The sequence below is a fragment of the Pseudomonas sp. E1MeOHC2 genome (assembly GCF_058745025.1).
Genome location: NZ_CP196675.1, coordinates 5,312,800 through 5,331,272, shown reverse-complemented (window position 1 = coordinate 5,331,272; position 18,473 = coordinate 5,312,800). Strand labels below are relative to the sequence as shown.

Genomic DNA, 18,473 nt, shown 5'->3' with positions numbered 1-18,473 from the left:
CACTTTATTGAACGCCCTGGACGTATCAGGGCAACCCCAACCCCCCCTCAAACGCTGTTTGCAGATCCCGCTCGGGTATTTCCCATATCAGCAGCTTCGGGGGCGTTTCAAGAAATGCTGGGCTGGCAAAATAGGCCTTGGCAGCGCCGGAAAACTCACCGCCTTCCTTGGCGAAGTTCCCCACCGGTGCACCCAGCGCCAGTTGCAGATAACCGGCAAAACCGGAGTTGTGGGAGAACGATGTGCCGATCAGCGCCACGTTTGGCAGGGCGCTGTCGCCAAACAAGTCATCGAGGTCGTCGTCGCTGGGCTGCAGGTCCAGGGCCTGAACCTGCGACACAACCACCTGCTCGACGGGAGGTTGCAGCGCAAGCGGCAACCAATCGATGCCGGCCAGGCGCACCAGGTCGCCGGGGCGGGGGGCGGCAGGGGCCTGCGCAAGCTCGAAAGCTTGCCGTGGGGAGGGCACTACCTCAAGCGCTGCAATAGCTTGCGCCACAAACGTGGCAGCGGCTTGTGCTCCGGCCTCGCTCCAATGGCTGTCGGTTCGCAAATACGCCCGCTTGCCAAGCACCGTCAAGCGCTCGCTCAGGTCAAGGGCGGGCACGCCGCCGGCCTCCAGTAGCCCCCGCCATTGCGCCACGCGCGATGCAAGGCTGGCAGGGCGGTACAGGTGACACAGGGCGGTGCTGGCGACTCTGCTTTTATCCGGCACGATCGCCACCAGCAACTGGATACCCCGTTGCGCCAACGCCTGGCGCAAGCGGATAACGGCCTGGGCCTTGGCCCGGGCATTGTGCTCAGCCTGGGGCTGCACGTGCAGCTCGTCGGTGAGGAACAGCCAGCCAGGGCAACCCTCGCGCACGCGTGGGCCCAGATCGGCCATCAGTAACCAACGGCTGCCGCGCTCCAGGTCGGCGGCGTGCTGCGGCAGCGGCGCCTCAGGCAACTGCTTGGCCAGGTGGTGAGTGAGTTCGCCATGCAGCAGTGCATCGCGGTCCAGGTCGGGTGCCAGCCAGGCGATGGGTTTGCGCAACAACCAGGCACACGAGAGCAAAGCGCCCACCAGGAACAGGACGAACAAGTAACCCGCGAGGGCGCTGGTGCGTAGGGCCAGAGGGGATGGCGGTGGTGCAGTTTCAGGCGTCTTGTTCATCAGAATTGGAAGTACAGGAAGGGCACGGATTCGCGACTGGCGATCAGGCAGAACGACAAGGCGAAACCCAGCACGGGCCAAAGGGACGCCGACCACAGGAACAGGGGATGGTCGGCGAATTGTTCTTCAACGGTGGGTTGCAGTAGCGGGGCCAGTATCGCCAGTACGCCCAGCACCGCCGCCACCCCATGCACAGGGCGCAGGGTGGTGGCCATGGCGTCGCCAAGGGCGATGCCGTGCAGGCCGAACTGGCCTGCATACATGCCCAGCGCAGTGGCGAAATCAGGTGAACGGAACAACGTCCAGGCCAGGCAGACGAACAGCAACGTGGCGGTGTGTGCCGCCCAGCTCGGCAGGCTGGGCAGGTGCGAACGCGACCAGGCCCGGTCGATGCACAGGGCGATGCCATGGGCCGAGCCCCAGAGCAGGTAGTTCCAGCTGTCGCCGCCGTGCCACAGGCCGGCGATGGCCATGGTCAGGAATAGGTTGCGATACGTGCGCCAGGCACCTCGTCGGTTCCCGCCCATGGCGATATACAAGTAATCGCGCAGCCAGGTGGACAGCGACAAGTGCCAGCGGCGCCAGAAGTCCTGGATGCTGCTGGCCAGGTAGGGGCGGTTGAAGTTCTCGGGGAAGTGAAAGCCCAGCATCAGGCCAAGGCCGATCGCCATGGCGCTGTAGCCGGCGAAGTCGAAAAACAACTGCAGCGAGTAGGCCAGGCAGCCGATCCAGGCATCGACCAGCGACGGCTGCTCAAGCGCGAAGGCGACATTCGCGAGCGGGGCCAGGGTATCTGCCACCAGCACTTTCATGCACATGCCAACCATGAACCGGCGTGCCCCCAGGGCGAAGTTCTGCCAGTTGAACAGGCGTTGTTCGAGTTCTCGACGCACCCAGTCATAGCGAATGATCGGCCCGGCAATCGAATGGCCGAACATCGAGATGTAGGTGGCAAAGCGAACGAAGCTGCGCTCTACCGGCACCACATGGCGATGCACATCCACCAGGTACGAGATGGCCTGCAGCACGATGAATGACAGGCCAGCTGGCAGGGCGACCCTCTGCCATTCCATGGGCAAGGCACCGTAGTGGAGCAGCAGGTCGTTGTACGTAGCAGCCAGGATGTTGGCGTATTTGTACCAACACAGTACGGCCGTGTTGGTGACGATGAGGGTAACCAACAGGTACAGCCGGGGCCTGCGGTGTTCCTCGGTGCGCACCACCAGCAAGGCGCCGGCCCAGGCCAGTACGGTCAGGGCCATGTGCAACATCAGGAACAACGGGCTTAACCAGCTGTAGAACAGCCAACTGCCGATCAACAGGACCAGGTTGCGCCAGGCGGGCCGTACCCACGCATAGACCAATAGGAATAGCGGCAGGAACAGCGTGAGAAACTCAAGCGAAGCGAAGACCATGAGTGCCGTTTATCCAGTCAGTGGGCGACGGTGTCGGTGATGCTGCGAAGCTGCGGGCCAGTCGGCGAGGGCAGCAGGAGCAGGCTGTAGCGTTCACCGGCCAGCAAAGGGCCGAGTGCCAGGGGCTTGTCGACGGCCTTGCCGGCGCAATGCAACTGGACCTTCAGGCCAGGGCGCGGGTTGATTTCCTGACGCCGAGGGTTACCGGCCGGGGCCTTGGCGAACAGGTCTAGATCACGCTCCGCCAGCATCACCCGGGGCTCCGAGCAGCTTGCGTCTGCATTGAACAGGGCCAGTGAGGCCTTGAGCAGGTTGGGCAGTTCGAATGCTTCATGGACGATCAATGGGTCGATGCCGCCCTGTGCATTGGCCAGGGCAAAAACCGTGATGAATTCACCAGGCGCAGCCTGCAGTTGCACGCGGGCCTGGTGGCTGTCACGGGCAAGGTGGCCGGTAATGCGCTGGCCACCGGGTATGGGCATGAAGTCGCTGCTTAGTTGCCCTGCTTTCAAGTGCAGTTGCGACTGCCCGCCGTCAGGCTGCAACACAAGCTCACTTGCGGTTGGATTGAGCAGGCGCATGTACGCCGAATCCTGCGCGGGGCCGGTCGGGTAAAGGGCAATCTGGGCCGCCTGGCTTGCCGTGGACAATGCCACGGCGCCGGCGAAGACAAGCGAAAGGGCAGCGTTCATGGGTTCGCTCCTGTCAATGCGCTGGCGGGCAACTGGCTGAGCGATGCACCAATGGCGCTGGCCCAGGCTTTGTAACCCGCGATGGTGAAGTGCTGGCCATCGGAGGTGACCCATTGCCCGGGTTTGGAGAGCTGAGTCGAGTCGATGTAGGTGCACGGCGCCACCATCTTTGCCAGGGTGCTGGCCACCAGTTGCGTCCTGACCTGGTTTTTGCCGTACTGGTTTTCGTTGATGTTGCTGCCATTGGCCTTGCCCCAGGCAGGGCCGACCCACACGCAGCGGGTACCGGTGGCGGCAATTTGCCGGGTCAGTGCGGTGACACTCTGGTAGGCCCAGACTTTTGGGAACGGCGTGGTTTTGTAGGAGGCCAGAGTGTCGCCGATGATCAGCACTACCGCATCGGGTTTGTCCCGGGCGATGACCTGGACAATCGGTTCGGTGCTCATGGTGCCGCGGCTCATCAGCTTGAGCGTACCGCCAGGTTCGCGTGTGGCCCCGCAATCAAGCTTGAGCTTGGGCGTTACCCAGTCTTCGGCATTGGCGCCACAGGCGCCAATGGCATGGACTTGGGCACCTTGTCGGGTGAGTTCGTCATACAAAGGGTTCATCAGGGAGTCGGGGAAGCTCATGTGGCTTTCGCCGATCACCAGCAGGGTCAGGCCTGCCAGTACGGAAGATGTGGCCATGGGGGTCCTTGGTGGTCAGTGGGTGTAGGGGGAGGTGAAAGGGCGCACGGGCAGGGGCATCGGCCTGCTGACTTCGTCGAAGCCGTACCTCAGGTAGAGGCTGCCGGCGTACTGCTTGTAGTCATTGGCGTTATCCAGGCCCAGGTTGGCACCCAAGTACAGGTTACGGTCGAGCCGGTATTCACCCGTTGCGCTGAAGCTGTAGCCGATGCCGGTCTTGCTCTGGCCTGCGTAGCGGGACAAGCCGACGGCATCGGCATTGCGCTGCAGTGCCGAATGCCCAGGGAAGATCGGCGCGCTGTCCTGGTCGATGTACTGCACCCCCACCGAGCCATGCAGTGCATAGCTCAAACGCGCTCCGCGTTGTGCCCAGTCCACGGGGATGCCCAGGGCGAAGAACTTTTGTGGGCTGAAATAGCCGCCGTGGCCATAGGTGTAGAAGTTCTGGTTGTCCGAATAGCTCATGGCCGTGCCGTTTACGCCCAGGGTCAGGCGGCTGTCGCGGGTGTTGTGCAGGTACCAGTAGATGCCGCTACCCAGCTCGAAGCGATTGTTCGCCTCGACGTGCTCGCCGAGCAGGCGGTGGGCTGAGGCATAACCGTAGGCACCGGTGCGCTGATCGTCATGGCTGAGCTCAGCACGTACGCCATTGGCAGTCACGCCGCCCCATTCGACGCCACTGCGCGGGTCGCGCGAACCGGCGAAGGAGGTGACGCTGTCGGTCACCGATCGCCGTGAGGCACTGAGGGTGTAGCGGTAGTCAGGGGCATCTTGCAGGGCCCGCTCAAGGCTGATGCCACCCACTGGCGTGCTGTAGGTGAAGCCCAGCGGGCTGACGCCCAGGTCACCTTTCAGGCCGCGGTCCTCATCGCGATAGGCCACGGCCAGGCCGACACCGCTGTCTTCCTGGCGGCCCACGCTGGCAAGGCCACTGGTGCCGAATTGCGCCACCGAATAGCCTTTGGGCGTGCCGGCCTGTAGCCAGGTTGGCGTAACACGCAGGGCCATGCTGCGACCCGCCTCGTCCAGGGGGAAGCCGATTTCCAGCGGTGTCTGGATATCGGTGAGCTTGCCCAGACCTTTCTCGGTGTTGTTGTTGCGCACGCTCAGCCCTTGGTTGAGGTACGGGCGCTGGACCTGGCCAAGGGTATCGAGTGTCTCACGGGCAGGGCTAGCCTCGACGAGCGACGTGTCTGCACTGGCGTAGGCGCCCGCCGGAGGCCTATTGGTAGCGCCCGGTTCGTCCGCGACAGGGGCCGGGACCCAATCATTGCTGGCCAGCAGGGTGGCCTGCTGGCGCTGACCTGGGAGGCGCACGAACGGGTTGTCGACGCGTGCGGCGGGGGATGGCGCAACCGCCACAATGCGCGGCGGTTGTTCGCGCTGTTCGATGTCCAGTGCCTTGTTCAGCAGTTGGCGCGCCTTGCTTGTCTGGCCCAGGCTGCGGTAAAGCTGAGCGGCCTGGGTCAGGGTGCGGGGCTCGTTGGGTTGCAGCGCCAGGGCCTGGCCCAGCGCTTGTTCTGCCTGCGCAAATGCACGCCCCTCGACGGCCAGCTGGGCGAACCCCAGGTGCAGCACGGCGTTGTCCGGGTCACCCTCAAGCAATGGCTGGTATACCTGGCGGGCTTTTGCCCAGTTGCCACTGGCGCTGTACATGCGCGCCAGCGACGTCACGGCCTGAGGCGCATGCGGGCGCTGCTCCAGCGCCGGGGCCAGCATGTCGTAAGCAGCCACCAGGTCATTTCTTTCGCGCAGCTTGTCGGCCTGTTTCACGCGGTAGCGGTAGAGCAGGTCGGCGTATTGGCGACGGGTTTTGTCATCCAGGTTCTGGTCTTTGAGCGCGCGCAGAATCTCGCCGGCTTCGGCATCCTGGTCGCCCTTGAGCAGTACGCCGGCCTTGAGCAAGCGGGTCGATGCTGGGTTGCCCTGCAACCCTTGCATCAATCGTTCGGCCTGTTCGGGCTGGCCGGTTTCGGCGTAGGCCGAGGCGACCACAGCAACACGCTCAGGCTTGCCGGCTGCGCTGGGTTCAGCCTGTGCCAGCAGCGCCCAGGCCGCCTGGCGTTGGCCGCGCCGGGCCAACTCCAGTGCCTGTTCGACCTGCAGGTGCAGTTGGCTGTCCTGCTCCAGGCTAGTCATTGCCTGGCTACGGCGTGTGGGAGGAATGCGCTGCAGCGTGCGTTGCACATCAGTCCAGGCTTGGCGCTGCGCTGAAAGCAGTGCACTGCCATACAGCGCATCGGGGTCATCTGGGTGGCGTTTGAGGTGATCGTCCATCAACGTTCGGGCCGCCCGCACTTGGCCGCTTTCCAGCAACACCCGGGCCAAGGCAAAGCGCGCCCACGGGTTCTGCGGGTCGTCAGCCAGCGCTACTTGGTAGGCGGCTTGGGCGGCAGAGAGGTCGCCTTGACGTTCGGCCAGTTTGCCGGCCTGAGTGGCACGTAGCGCCTTGATGCGCAGGGTGGAAGGCAAGCGCGCGCGCTGCTGGGCGGTAAGCCCGTCAATCAGGTTCAGCGCCTGCTCTTCCTTGCCCGCCTGGGTCAACACGTTCAAAAGCCCACTGAGCGCGTCGGCGTAGTCGGGGGTCCGGGCCAACACCTGGCGGTACTGAGCTTCGGCGGTTTCCCATTGGCCACGCCGGGCCTGCAAGGCGGCCAGTGCGGTAGGGCCGGCGGGATCGTTCGGCCGTGCGACGATGGCCTGGTCGAGGGCGCGCCGGGCATCGTCGAAGCGGCCTGCGCGCCCAGCGGTATCGGCCTCTGCCACTAGTTTCCAGTAGCGCACATCCGCCAATGCGGTGCGCCATTGCGCGCCGCCTGGCAGGCGGGTGGCCTGCACCAGGTACCCCTCGGCTTCATCCAGGCGTTTTTGCTGTTGGCGCAGAACACCCATGCCGCCAAGCGCGTCGAAGTCCCGTGGGTGCTCCTTAAGGCGCGCCTGCAAGGCCGCTTCGGCGCTGGCCAGGTCGCCGGTGTCGAGCGCTTTCAAGGCTTGGGTCACACGCAGGTCCCGTTGCCATCCGCCCCGGCCGCCTCGGTTCTGCGCAAGGCCCTTGTTCATCAGTGCACGGATTTGCGTGTCGTCCGGGTGTGCTTGCAGGTATTGCTGGAACAGCACCACCTGATCGCGCTTGGGCGGCCCCAGCCATTCAAGGGCAAAGCGCCACGTTTCGTCGGCATTGCCACCGATATCGGGGTTGTGCGAAAGCGTGGCCAAGGCGCGGATGCCGTCGGCGCGGCTGTCGGGGTTACGCGCCAGGTGCAAGGCCAGGAACAGCGCCAGGATCGAATCGTCCGGCCGCTGTCGGGCCAGTTGCTCCAGCCCCTTACGTGCCTGCGGCCAGCCATCCTGGGTGAACCCCAGGGTGTTGTAGTACTCGCGGGCAATCAGCCCTTGCGGCTCACGCCCCTCAAGCAAGCGGCGATAGACCGCCACCGCTTGCTCGCGTTGATCGGCATCGCTCAGCTCCCGGGCTTGCTCAAGCATGAGCTGCTTCTCAGGCGTTGCCAAACTGATGTCCTGCTGCAGTTGCAAGGCCTGCAGCGATGTAGGCGTCAGTGCCCGCAGGCGCTGCAAGTAACCGTTGGCAACCGCTGGCTGGTCCTTCTGTACCGCGATCAGGCCAAGGCCGTACAGGGCGTCGGGGTGTTCAGGGGCGATGTGCAGCAGCTTTTGCCAGGCCTGCGCAGCCCGGTCTGCCTGCTCTTTGTGTTGCCAGTATTGGCCCTGCTGAACCAACAAGACCTGGGGGCTGACAGGCTCGGCTGCCGTGGCGGAGGTACCGCTCAGCGCCGCCCAGACAGCGATGGCTAGGGTTTGTTTGCGCATTGGTGTTCCCAGGACAGTTGAAGACGCCCTTCGGGGGTGAACTGGTAGCGTTTTTCGCTCCACCCGAGGGAGAAAAGGCTGAGCATCAGGTGGTAGTACTGATGCGTGTTGTAGGCCGGGCTGGCGGGGTTGGCGTAATCGCGCAGTGCCTGCTCGACGATCGCCTGTTGCTGCGTGGCCGCCGCCTGCAAGCCTTTGGCCTTAAGCAGTGGCACCAATGCTGCCGAGAATCCATAGAACCCCGCGCCGTCGAACGTGCGGGTCAGCACATGGACCTTTTCCGGTGGCGCGCCCAGGGTTGCGGTGGCTTGCGCCATGCCATCCAGGCTGGCTAGCAGGCGCTTGGCCAAACGATCGTCACGGGGTGTCATCCCGGCCCAGAGGTAGACGCGGATAGCGTCGTAGCTGCCGATGTCGTTGCTGAAGGGGTCGCTGCCGAAACGGCCTTTTCCCTTGCCGTCGCCCCTGTAGGCTACCCAGTCAGGGGCGAAGCCATAGGGGTTGATATCAGGGTCGGCAAGCATGCTTACCGTGCTCTTGGCGATGTCCTCCCAGGGGCCGTTTGGCCGGGTTTGAGCGAAGTAACGCAGCAAGGGCAATGGCAGGTAGCTGGCATTGAAGCGCCAGAGCTGGTCGGGGTGTTCGTAACCCACCGGGCCGGGCAGCAGCATGCGCCCCAGGCCAGGGACGTCCCGTACCAGCGTCCGTTCAAGGTTGTCCAGCAGCTGCAGGGCTGCGGTTCGGTAGTGGGGTGCCTGCCAGAGGCGATCGGCTTCGAGCAGGGCATAGGCCATCCACAAGTCGGCATCGCTGGCCGAGTTGCGGTCCAGTACCGTCCAGTCCCCTTTTTCGTTGGCGCCCCACAACCAGCCAGGCAGGTTGCGTTGGGTGTCGCCAGCGGCCAGGTTATCCTGGCTCCATTGCCATAACTGCGCGAAGCGTTCTCGGTCGTTGGCCACCAACGCGAAGAACATGCCGTAAGACTGCCCCTCGGAGCTGCTCTGGTCAGGCTTCATGCTCGAGCCGAGCATACGCCCGTCTTGCTGTACAAACCGTTCGGCGTAGCCCTGCCACAGCGGCCAGTCGGCCGCACAGGCGGCCTGTGCGGCAGAGGGCAGCGCCAGGGCTAGTGCCAGCAGGGATGCGCCCAGGGCGTGCCAGGTTCGCTGGATCATCACCAGAGCCCCTTTAGGCAAGACGCTTGCGCGCACGTGCACGCAAGGCGAGGTAGAGCAGCGAGCTGACCACCGCCAGGCCCAGCAACATGACCAGCAGCATCAGCAGGGGATGCCGGGCAAGCTGCCATTGCACATACTTGACCATCCCGAGTTTGCCAACGTAGTACTGCTCCTCAGCCACCAATGAGTCGATCTTCACGCCATTGATAACCGCCAGGCTGCCCTGAATGCTGTCCTGGTACTGGTCGCCACCGAGCATTGCGGCAGTGGCGTCGGCCAGCGATTCGGGCCTGCCTGCCGCGATCACCACAACACTGCGGCCAGCGCTAAGCGGGGATTCGAAGCCACTGAGGAACGTGCTGCGGTTGGCCCCGGAGTAGTTCACTTGCAGTTGCGCCTTGTGTTCTTGCGCATGGGCCGATGGCGTGATCCAGTCGCGTACTTGCAAGCCAAGGTCCGACAAAGAGAAGTACGGACGCGCCCCACTGGTGATCGCCGGCAGGTGCTTGGCCCATTGTTCCAGCAACGGTTGGTTGTTACCGGAGGCAATCACCAGCAGGTCGCGGTCGGCAACCGCTTGCACCGTGCTGGCATCCACTACGCGCACGGCTGTGGCGGGGTATCCGGTAGAGCGGCCAAAGCGCCCGAGCACGGTCAGCAACGTGCTCCACTCTTGCTCAGCGCTGCCCTCGGGCATGACCACGGCAGTCTGCGACAAATCAGCCAGGCGGGTGAAAGGGAAGCCGCTGTCGTTGAACACGCCAAGGTTGGGCAAGGCGATAAAATGGTCATAGCCGCGCAGGTCAACCGTCGATTCCGGGTCGATCAGGCCGCGCATGTTGTCGATGATGATGTCGCGGCATTCCCCTTCTTTGATGTAGTCGTACATGAAGCGCAGTTGCAGCTGTGAGCGCGGCGTGGCGTTGGCCAGCGGCAGCAGCACTGTCGACGTTCGGGGCAGGCTTGCATCCTTTTTCAGCCAGGCAGAAAGGTCGCTTTCGCCCAGGTTGCCGAGTGGGGGCAGGGGCATCGATTTGGCAAAGGCGTCGTTGAAGCTCACCAGCAGCGACGAGTTGGTGGAGCGCTGCTGCGGCGTGTAGCGGTACTTCAGGTTCAGCGGTACGCCGGTTTCCCGCCAGCTGAACAGGTCAGGCGGCAAGTGCAAAGGGATGTTGATGCTGCCTGGGTTGTAGCCCGAGACGCTAAGCCGCTCGGGTGCGATCAGTTCGCCAAGTTTCACCGGGCGATCAGTCGGCAACCAGTTTGGTGCATCGTAGGGGCGACGGGGTGCCAGGGGTTCTATGTGGTTGATGAGCACACTGGCGCCGTCCAGTGCCTTGTTGCCCAGTGCTACCGCATTGGCCGCCAGCTTGAGCTCGGCCTCGTCACGGCCAGTGATTACCAGCAGCTTGCCAAACGGGTCACGGGGGTTGCTAAGCAGGCTCACGGTGGGGCCTTTGGCTTCGGCAAGCTGAAGCTCGCCCAGTTGCACGGGCTTGCTTGCTAGCGCCAGGACAATGCCACTGCCCTGTGCTGGCAATTGCCCGACACTGGCCTGGAACCTGGCGCCACGGTAGGCGGCCAGCGCACCGACCCAGGAAGACAGCGTACCGGCCGCCTCAAGGGCGCCCGCCGAAGGGGGCGCAGCAAAGATGACCGGCAGCTCCACTTGACGGGAATCGCGACGGTCGAAGAAGGGCAGCGGCAGAATCGACAGGTCATCCTGCAAGCGGATGGGCGCGACCTGCACCTGCAGCTCGCTGGCCGTGTTGATCTTGGCCCACAGGCTGCTGTGCAGAGGGTCTTCGCAGCCTGTGGTGTAGTGGCCAATGAACTGCAGGCGCAAGCGGTTGAATTCGGTCATCAGGGGTGCAGGAATATCGACCGTTTGCTGTTGTGGCTTGCCGGCGCCTTCTTTGGGCAGCGCCAGGCTGGCGGCAACCTCGTCGTTGACCAGCACGTTGATCTGCGAAAGGTCTGCCAGCAGTGCGGGTGAGTAGCTGTAGTCGAGCAGCAGCCGGGCATGCGTCACCACCTGGTCGGCACGCACACCGAAGCTCACACCGTCCGAGGACTCGGTGCCTTGCAGGTTGATGGTGTCGAGGCGGCCAAGTTGCTTGAGCGTGAGGTTGTAGCTGGCACTGCCTGGGGACGTTGCAGCGGGCTCCTCGGCCAGCGCTAGCGCCGCGTGAGCGCTCAGGCCGAGCAGGCTTGAGCCGGCCAGCACGGCAAGGCGAAGACAGCTGCGCACGTCAGTCCGGCGCGGGGTATGTAGGGTCATGGTAGTTCCAGATGCTTTTTTTTGACGAGGCTTTGGCGGGTTCGCGATGGCCTGCTAGGTGCGCCGAATGGCGCTATTGCGTAACAGGGCCAGCAGTGCGCCCATGCCAATGCGGCTGACTGTGCGCAGTGCGCTAAGCGGCGAGTCAGGCTCGCCGTTGCCCCAGTTGCCGGCCCAGGTGTCGGCACGGGCGAAGGTCAGGCGCACCAGGTCGCTTTGTTGTTGCAGGGTCAGCGGCGCAAATTCGGTACCGACCGCGCGGTCATTGCTGAACACGACCGTGGTTTCGAAGTCCACGACTTGCTGGTTGCGAATGAGCCCAACCTGAATGCGATCGCCACACGCCAGGTTGATGCGCGGCGGCAGTTCCAGGCCAACGCCTCGCTGGGAGAAGTCCAGGGTGTGGCAAAAGAACTGGCGGCCATCGGGCAAGATGACCCGGGTCTGCAGCCTTGCCTGAACCCGCGGCTCACGGCGCACTTGGCGCGTCTCGCTGGCGACGGCAACCGCAGCACTGGTAATGACCAGGTTGTAGAGGGTCCAGGCCAGGTTGATCAGCACCGTGGTGCGGGTCGAAGGGTCACCCCAGATCAACTGGTGGACGCCAAAGCCCAGGCCGGTCAGGTTACACAGCAGCAACACCAGATAGGGGCGGGCGAGGCGCCAGTCAAAGAAGCCGCGGTCGATGATGCCGCCTTTGTCGGTGACGTTGAAACCACCGAACTTGGGGCTTACCAGGGCCATCAGCACGGGCGGCATGATGTACCAGGCCAGCACCGTCTCATAAACCTCGCTCCAGAACGAATGGCGAAACCGCCCCTGAATGGTCGAGTTGGTCAGGTTGGCGTGAAACAGATGAGGCAGCACATAGGCGGTGATCATCAGCGCTGAGGCATGGAAGATTTCTGCGCCAAACACCAGGTAGGCCAGTGGCGCCGTCAGGAACACCAGGCGAGGTAGGCCATAGAAAAAGTGCAGCATGGCGTTGGCATAACAGATGCGCTGCCCCAGATTCAGCCCTTTGCCCAGCAACGGATTATCGGTGCGGAATATCTGGGCCATGCCGCGCGCCCAGCGAATGCGTTGGCTGATATGCCGTGACAGGCTCTCGGTGGCCAAGCCTGCGGCCTGAGGGATCGCCAGGTAGGCGGTGTTGTAGCCGGCGCGGTTCAGCTTGAGGGCTGTGTGGGCATCTTCGGTGACGGTCTCCACCGCGACCCCTCCCACTTCTTCAAGGCTCGAACGCCGTAGCACAGCGCACGAGCCACAGAAGAACGTGGCATTCCACAGGTCGTTGCCATCCTGCACCAGGCCATAGAACAACTCACCCTCATTGGGCACGTCGCGGAAGGTGTCGAGGTTCTTCTCGAAGGGGTCGGGCGAGAAGAAAAAGTGCGGTGTCTGCAGCATTGCCAACTTTGGATCGCGCAGGAACCAGCCCATGGCGATCTGCAGGAAAGAGCGCGTGGGTACGTGGTCGGCGTCGAAAATAGCGACGTATTCGCCATCGGTGACCTTGAGCGCCGCGTTGAGGTTGCCGGCCTTGGCGTGCTGGTTATCGTTACGGGTCAGATAATTCACCCCGATGTCGGCACAGAACTGGCGAAATTCGTCGCGCCGGCCATCGTCGAGCACGTGTACACGCAACTTGTCAGCAGGCCAGTCCATCGCCTGGGCAGCGAAGATGCTCAGGCGAACGATATCAAGCGACTCATTGTAGGTGGGAATGAACACATCGACCGTTGGCCAGTCCGCCGGTGTGTCGCTCAGGGGGTGTGGCTTGCGGCGCAATGGCCAGGCGGTCTGTACATAGCCGAACAGCAGCACCACCAGCGCATAGAGCTCGGCCAGCACCAGGCCGTAACCGAAACAGGCTGACAGCCAGTCTTCAAAGCCCAGGGTCTCGGTGAGGCGCCAGTACATGTAGCGCAATGAAGCGATCAGTGACAGCACGACCAGTGCCAGTACCGGCAGGCGACCTGGCAGCTTGCGCAGCAGCAGCGCAATACAGAAACACGCAGCGGCAAACAAGCACTGGCTGTAGAGGTCCAGTGGCGCACTGATGATGCTGGTCAGCAGCACCAGGCCGATAGTGCCCAGCAGTATCACCAGGGCTTTGCGGTAAGGCTTGGCGCGGTCACCCAGGTGATCGAGCCAGCGGTCGGGTCGCGCATCACGGGATGGCGTCGGGGCGGGCAGGTTCATGAGGTACTCAGTTGCGAAAGCTGGGGCTGGCTGAGGGCGAGTTGCAGCGTACGCGCCAGGTCCAGCAGGTCCAGACCGCCCTTGGTAGAGGGCAAGCTGCCCAGTGTGGGGCGCTCACTGGGCATCGACTCGGCCAGGAAATGGTCATGCTGGATCACGCCCAGCAGGTCTGGGCCCAAGCGCTTGCGCAAGGCAGCGAGCATGCTCTGGCTGAAGTCACGGGTGGTGTCCAACTGGTTGATGACGTATCGCAGAGGCACGCGAGGTTGCCCGGTTTGCCGCGCCTTGAGGATGTGTTCAAGGCGCGGGAGGGCGTGATAGCTGGCCGCAGCGGGTGTTGTCACCATGAGCACCAGGTCGGCGATGGCCAGTGCCTGGTCGAGGTATACCGAACTGCCAGTCGGGGTATCGATAACCAAGGTATCGCGAGGGCTGGTGTGCAGTTGCGCGAGCTGGCAGGCCAACCAATCGGGGTTGTCGTACAGGGTTCGTTCGAACTCACGCTGCTGCTCGTGGGTACAAGCGCCAAAGGGAAGGCAGAAGCCCCCAAGGGCGTTGTTGTGGACAATCTCCTGCCAGGTGGCGCTGCCTTGCTGGAACTGCACCAGCCCGGGTTTGCTGGTGCGCAATGCAAAATGGCGCGTTAACGCGTTCTGCGGGTCCAGGTCGATGGCGTAGGTGCGGCTGCCCCGGTTGAAGGCCATGGCCAATGCGGCTGCGACGGTGCTTTTACCGACCCCGCCGTTAGCGGACGCAACCACCACAACCTGAGCCTGCACGGCTCGCTTGGCCTGGGGCGCTGCGTTTTGGGGGAGAGCGTTAGCCAAGCCAGGGCGGGAAATGTCTACGGGTAGGCTTTCAAGCGTGCGGGCAGTGCCAAGCAGGCTCGACATTTCCCGGTAGCCGCTTGGGCTGACACCGATGCACTGGAACAGATTGGCAATGTCATCAGCGCGCGGCATAGGGCTGGCCTCGAACAATCGATAACGGCTGGCGGAGTGAGCGTGAGAGACCACAGATGGGCGTATTCATACGTTCCTTCGTCGTGTTGTTGGCCGATGCGCAAGCGGCATGGCACTTTCCCTAAAGGCTATGCGGTTGCCGGCGCAGCACGCCATAGTCCAGATGGACTGCTTGCGCCGTCGGTTGTCCTCAGGTTTCATTGGGTTTATGAAAACCCTTCGCCTGTTACTCGTAGACGATCACGCTCTGTTCCGTTCAGGCATCGCCATGGTGCTGTCGACGGGGCTGGCGAATGTGCAAATCATCGAAGCGGGGGCTTTGGACGAAGCCCTTGCGCTGACCGACGAACCTGACCTGGTGCTGCTGGATTTGCAGCTGCCGGGCCTGAGCGGGCTGGAAGGCATGCCGCTGATGCGTGAGCGCTGGCCTGAGGCGCAGTTGGTCGTGGTGTCTGCCGCTCACCCGGACGACGTGGCTGAGGCCGTGAAAGCCCTGGGTGCCCGAGCGTTCATCTCAAAAACAGAAAAACCGGCTCACATGCTGGAGCTGGTGGGGCAGTTTCTGGGTATCGGGTTGCCCCCGGCTAGCGAGCCTCCGCCCTTGACACCCCGACAGCTCGAAGTGTTGCGCTTGCTCCACCGTGGCTTGCCGAACAAGGCGATTGGCAAGCAGTTGGGGTTGTCCGAGAACACAGTGCGTGGCCATGTCCAGGCGCTGCTGGCGGCGCTGGAGGTCTCCAGCCGTTCGCAAGCCGCTTTCCGTGCCCAGCGCCTGAAACTGGTCGATTGAGGGGCTCAACCCCGTTGTGATCGCGCACTTGCCTTCGTACACGTGACGGAAGTAGATTCCAAAGCACTTCGCGTTTGGCTTCTCACACAAAGAAAGGACTCGACAGATTTTACTCAGGGACGATCACGCAGACGACAATCTTCAGGGCCTCGACCAGGCGACGCGTATTCGCGTGGAGCAGGTGCGCCAGGTGTTTGAAGGCATGAAGAACTCGTTGTTCCTGGGCCTGGCGTTGGCCGTGGTGCTGGTGGGCGCGCTGGACTCGCCGCAGCACAGGTGGCAACTGCTGGGCTGGCTTGGGCTGGTCACGGCCGGGCGTGTACTGTGCGTGGTCTATGCCATCCGCGGGTTAAAGGCCGGCGTCACACCAGACAATGCCCAGCGGCTGATCAGGCACATGTGCCTGATCAAGGTGTTCGAAGGGTTCGCCTGGGGCGCACTCGCCTGGATCGAGATGGGCCATGGCTCGCTGCCGGAGCAACTGCTGGTGATGGCTTCGCTGGCAGGTGTCAGCGGTAACGCGGTGTCGTTGCTGGCACCGGTCTTTCCGTTGTATGCCAGCATGCAGCTGACGCAACTGGTGGTGATCAATGCGTGCTTGCTGATGATTGATGGCAACGCCTACAACGTACTGGCCGTTGGCTGTACGTTGTTCGTGGCCGGTCAGTTCGGCCAGGCCCTGATTGTGCAGAGGACATCCAGGCAGTCGATCGCGTTACGTTTCGAAAACCTGCAGTTGGTAGGGCGCTTGCAGCAAGCCCGGATCAAGGCGGAAGAGGCCAACCAGGCCAAGTCCAAGTTTCTTGCAGCGGCCAGCCACGACCTTCGCCAACCGGTTCATGCCCAGGAACTGTTCCTTGAGGTACTGGCTTCCAGCGATCTGTCCGAGGTCCAGCACAAAGTCCTGGGTAATGCGCGAGCCGCCAGCCAGGCTGCCGCTCAGATGCTGAACATCCTGCTCGACTTTTCGCGTATCGAAGCGGGCGTGATCGAGCCGCAGCACTGTACGTTCCAGCTGCAACCGCTGCTTCACAAACTCGAAATCGAGCTGGGCGGGCAGGCGGATGCCAAGGGGATCGTTTACCGAAGCCGTGAAACCGCACTGGCAGTCGATTCGGACCCTGCGTTGCTGGAACTGATGCTACGTAACCTGATTACTAACGCCATTCGTTACACCGAGCGCGGTGGGGTGCTGATCGGTTGCCGCCAACGTGGTGACCATGTGTCGATTGAGGTTGTGGATACCGGTATCGGTATCGCTGCGGCGCACCAGACAGAAATCTTCCGTGAGTTCCACCAGTTGGGTAACCCGGAACGGGACCGCACCAAAGGCCTGGGGCTTGGCTTGGCGATTACCGATGGCCTGGCGCGTTCGCTCAACCATGCCATGAGCTTGGTTTCAGAGCCTGGCAGAGGCAGCATTTTTCGCATCCGTGTGCCGCTCGCCAAGCGGTGCACGCGCGAATACGCGTTCAACAGCCTGGAGATTCAGCCAAGTTGCGGTACCCGGTTGCAGGGGCTGTGCGTGTTGGTCATTGAAGATGATGCGATCGTTCGCCAGGCCATGGAACACCTGTTGAGTGACTGGGGCTGTGATTGCCGCACCGAGGAAAGCATGGATGACGCCGCTATGCAGCGGCTGGCCGGCTGGCCGGTTCAGGTCGTGATCAGCGATTTTCGACTGCGTGATGAGAAGACCGGCGCTGATGCGATACGCAAGGTGCGCGCTGTTTTCGGGCCCACGCTGCCAGCGCTGCTGATTACCGGAGACACCGCACCTGAACGCCTGAGAGAGGCGCGGGCCAGCGGCATTCCGCTGCTGCATAAGCCCGTTTCGCCTCGGCAGCTCCATCAAGCCTTGGTGAGCAGAAGCGACGAGTACGCCTGCTCGGCGCAGACCTGATCAAAGTCACCAACATCTAGAACAGCCCTCCTGCAGACCCTAGCGGTCGTCATCTGCCCAAGCCACTGCCAATTCTTTCGCGCCTTGCCTTCGCTGTCTCCAGCGCTGGGCGCCCTGACGCGCCCGCAATATCCCTCCAAATCAGTCCAGCGTGCTGCTGTACGCGTTTACTACTCAAAAACCGCCTTTTTAACGGTTCACATGCGATAAGCCGTGATTATTCCATGTCAGATAGCACTTGAAGCATGGTCGCTTTCCAGTCAAAATTGGTACGTAATTACATGTTACGTACCACATTACAAAATCGTAGGAGCAAGCATGGCCCGGGGCGGTATCAACAAGGTTGTAGTGCAGCAGGCGCGTCAGGCGCTGATCGCCCGCGGGGAAAATCCCAGCATCGATGCGGTACGTATCGAGCTGGGTAATACCGGCTCGAAAAGCACGATCCATCGCTACCTGAAGGAGCTCAATGGCCAGCAAACCGTGGCGTCTGCGGGCACCCCAGGGCTGAGCGATGCGATTGGAAGGTTTGTTGGGCAGTTGGCAACTCAGCTGCAGGAAGAGGCGGATATACGCATCGAGGAGGCCGAAAGCGTTTTCACCCAGCAACGTGAACACCTCGAAGCGCAATTGCAGTTGGCTCAAGAGGCCCTGGCCGCTGCGCATCAACAGCAGAAAATCCAGGACGCGGCACTGGTAGCCGAATCGGAGAAACTGCTATCCACGCAAAGCACCCTGCAGGCAGAACAACTGCGCAGCGCCAGCCTCAACCAGTCATTGGGCGAGCTGCAATTGCGCCTGAACGACAAGGAAGAGCAGGTTCGCTCTCTGGAAGACAAACATCGCCATGCCCGCGATGCGCTGGAGCATTACCGCACTGCCAGCCGCGAACAACGTGAGCAGGAGCAACGCCGGCACGAAGCGCAGCTGCAGCAGCTGCAAGTGGAGGTGCGCCAATTGCAGCAGGGTATGATCGTCAAGCAGGATGAACTGACCCGCCTGCACCGTGATAACGAGCGCTTGCTGGGTGAACACCGGCAAGCCACCAGCGAACGCAAGGCACGGGACGAACTCCTTGAGCAGCGCGATGCGCAGATCCAGGGCCTACGTACCATCCTGGCCCAGGCCCAGGGCGCAAGTGAGGAAATGCGCCGTCAACTGGATGTGCAAGCGCAGATCCTCGAAGACAAGCGCGAGCTGTATGCCGAACAGGTCCGTCAGTTGCAGCACCTGGAAGATGAACTGCAACTGCGGGACGACGCATTGAAAGCGCAGCAGGTAAAGGCACCCGGTTGAACGTTGGCCGAGGGCAGGGCTCTCACATTCAACGCGGGTAGCGAGGCGCCACGCACATGAACACTGAACGCAGCAGAAGAC

General features: G+C 62.7%; 12 protein-coding genes. 3 read left to right on the top strand and 9 right to left on the bottom strand.

Annotated elements, in window-relative coordinates; genetic code table 11:
• Window positions 1–25: 25 nt before the first annotated feature.
• From ACSSU5_RS24180 to bcsQ, 9 genes are read right to left on the bottom strand one after another with little or no spacing between them, the layout of a single operon-like run.
• Complete coding sequence (locus ACSSU5_RS24180) at window positions 26–1,156, bottom strand: alginate O-acetyltransferase AlgX-related protein (protein ID WP_492560041.1); 1,131 nt, start codon at window positions 1,154–1,156, stop codon at window positions 26–28.
• The gene (locus ACSSU5_RS24175; protein WP_492560040.1) at window positions 1,156–2,571 is read right to left on the bottom strand and encodes an MBOAT family O-acyltransferase; all 1,416 of its coding nucleotides are present in this window, start codon (window positions 2,569–2,571) and stop codon (window positions 1,156–1,158) included. The genes ACSSU5_RS24180 and ACSSU5_RS24175 overlap by 1 nt, the downstream gene beginning before the upstream one ends.
• Before the next feature lie 17 nt (window positions 2,572–2,588).
• Entirely contained in the window at window positions 2,589–3,263 is a 675-nt protein-coding gene (locus ACSSU5_RS24170; RefSeq protein ID WP_492560039.1) for a cell division protein FtsQ, read from the bottom strand.
• A complete protein-coding gene (locus ACSSU5_RS24165) occupies window positions 3,260–3,949 on the bottom strand; it encodes an SGNH/GDSL hydrolase family protein (protein WP_492560038.1) in 690 nt (229 codons plus the stop codon). Before ACSSU5_RS24165 ends, ACSSU5_RS24170 begins: the two co-directional genes overlap by 4 nt.
• Window positions 3,950–3,964: 15 nt before the next feature.
• Window positions 3,965–7,777 (bottom strand): cellulose synthase subunit BcsC-related outer membrane protein, encoded by a 3,813-nt coding sequence (locus ACSSU5_RS24160; protein ID WP_492560037.1) that lies wholly within the window; start codon window positions 7,775–7,777, stop codon window positions 3,965–3,967.
• On the bottom strand, window positions 7,759–8,952 hold the full coding sequence (bcsZ, locus tag ACSSU5_RS24155) for a cellulose synthase complex periplasmic endoglucanase BcsZ (protein WP_492560036.1): 1,194 nt from the start codon (window positions 8,950–8,952) through the stop codon (window positions 7,759–7,761). The genes ACSSU5_RS24160 and bcsZ overlap by 19 nt, the downstream gene beginning before the upstream one ends.
• A gap of 13 nt (window positions 8,953–8,965) precedes the next feature.
• Entirely contained in the window at window positions 8,966–11,236 is a 2,271-nt protein-coding gene (bcsB, locus tag ACSSU5_RS24150) for a cellulose biosynthesis cyclic di-GMP-binding regulatory protein BcsB (protein WP_492560035.1), read from the bottom strand.
• A 54-nt stretch (window positions 11,237–11,290) separates the two neighbouring features.
• A complete protein-coding gene (bcsA, locus tag ACSSU5_RS24145) occupies window positions 11,291–13,441 on the bottom strand; it encodes a UDP-forming cellulose synthase catalytic subunit (RefSeq protein WP_492560034.1) in 2,151 nt (716 codons plus the stop codon).
• Complete coding sequence (gene bcsQ, locus ACSSU5_RS24140; protein WP_492560033.1) at window positions 13,438–14,403, bottom strand: cellulose biosynthesis protein BcsQ; 966 nt, start codon at window positions 14,401–14,403, stop codon at window positions 13,438–13,440. The genes bcsA and bcsQ overlap by 4 nt, the downstream gene beginning before the upstream one ends.
• A 208-nt stretch (window positions 14,404–14,611) precedes the next feature.
• Between bcsQ and ACSSU5_RS24135 the strand changes: the two genes are divergently transcribed.
• The 3 genes from ACSSU5_RS24135 to ACSSU5_RS24125 all read left to right on the top strand — a co-directional run bounded on the left by ACSSU5_RS24135 (window position 14,612) and on the right by ACSSU5_RS24125 (window position 18,392).
• Window positions 14,612–15,193, top strand: a complete 582-nt coding sequence (locus tag ACSSU5_RS24135) for a response regulator (protein WP_264313298.1) — start codon at window positions 14,612–14,614, stop codon at window positions 15,191–15,193.
• 202 nt (window positions 15,194–15,395) lie between these two features.
• Window positions 15,396–17,096 carry an ATP-binding response regulator gene (locus ACSSU5_RS24130; RefSeq protein WP_492560032.1) on the top strand — a complete coding sequence of 567 codons (1,701 nt, stop codon included), beginning with the start codon at window positions 15,396–15,398 and terminating at the stop codon, window positions 17,094–17,096.
• 318 nt (window positions 17,097–17,414) lie between these two features.
• Entirely contained in the window at window positions 17,415–18,392 is a 978-nt protein-coding gene (locus ACSSU5_RS24125; RefSeq protein WP_492560031.1) for a DNA-binding protein, read from the top strand.
• The last annotated feature ends 81 nt before the right edge of the window (window positions 18,393–18,473 follow it).

Bases quoted from the DNA above. Each gene is read 5' to 3' on its own strand.
- bcsQ (WP_492560033.1), bottom strand. From the start codon at position 14,403: ATGCCGCGCGCTGATGACATTGCCAATCTGTTCCAGTGCATCGGTGTC.
- ACSSU5_RS24165 (WP_492560038.1), bottom strand. From the start codon at position 3,949: ATGGCCACATCTTCCGTACTGGCAGGCCTGACCCTGCTGGTGATCGGC.
- ACSSU5_RS24180 (WP_492560041.1), bottom strand. From the start codon at position 1,156: ATGAACAAGACGCCTGAAACTGCACCACCGCCATCCCCTCTGGCCCTA.
- ACSSU5_RS24130 (WP_492560032.1), top strand. From the start codon at position 15,396: ATGAAGAACTCGTTGTTCCTGGGCCTGGCGTTGGCCGTGGTGCTGGTG.
- ACSSU5_RS24160 (WP_492560037.1), bottom strand. From the start codon at position 7,777: ATGCGCAAACAAACCCTAGCCATCGCTGTCTGGGCGGCGCTGAGCGGT.
- bcsZ (WP_492560036.1), bottom strand. From the start codon at position 8,952: ATGATCCAGCGAACCTGGCACGCCCTGGGCGCATCCCTGCTGGCACTA.
- ACSSU5_RS24170 (WP_492560039.1), bottom strand. From the start codon at position 3,263: ATGAACGCTGCCCTTTCGCTTGTCTTCGCCGGCGCCGTGGCATTGTCC.
- bcsB (WP_492560035.1), bottom strand. From the start codon at position 11,236: ATGACCCTACATACCCCGCGCCGGACTGACGTGCGCAGCTGTCTTCGC.
- ACSSU5_RS24175 (WP_492560040.1), bottom strand. From the start codon at position 2,571: ATGGTCTTCGCTTCGCTTGAGTTTCTCACGCTGTTCCTGCCGCTATTC.
- ACSSU5_RS24135 (WP_264313298.1), top strand. From the start codon at position 14,612: ATGAAAACCCTTCGCCTGTTACTCGTAGACGATCACGCTCTGTTCCGT.
- bcsA (WP_492560034.1), bottom strand. From the start codon at position 13,441: ATGAACCTGCCCGCCCCGACGCCATCCCGTGATGCGCGACCCGACCGC.
- ACSSU5_RS24125 (WP_492560031.1), top strand. From the start codon at position 17,415: ATGGCCCGGGGCGGTATCAACAAGGTTGTAGTGCAGCAGGCGCGTCAG.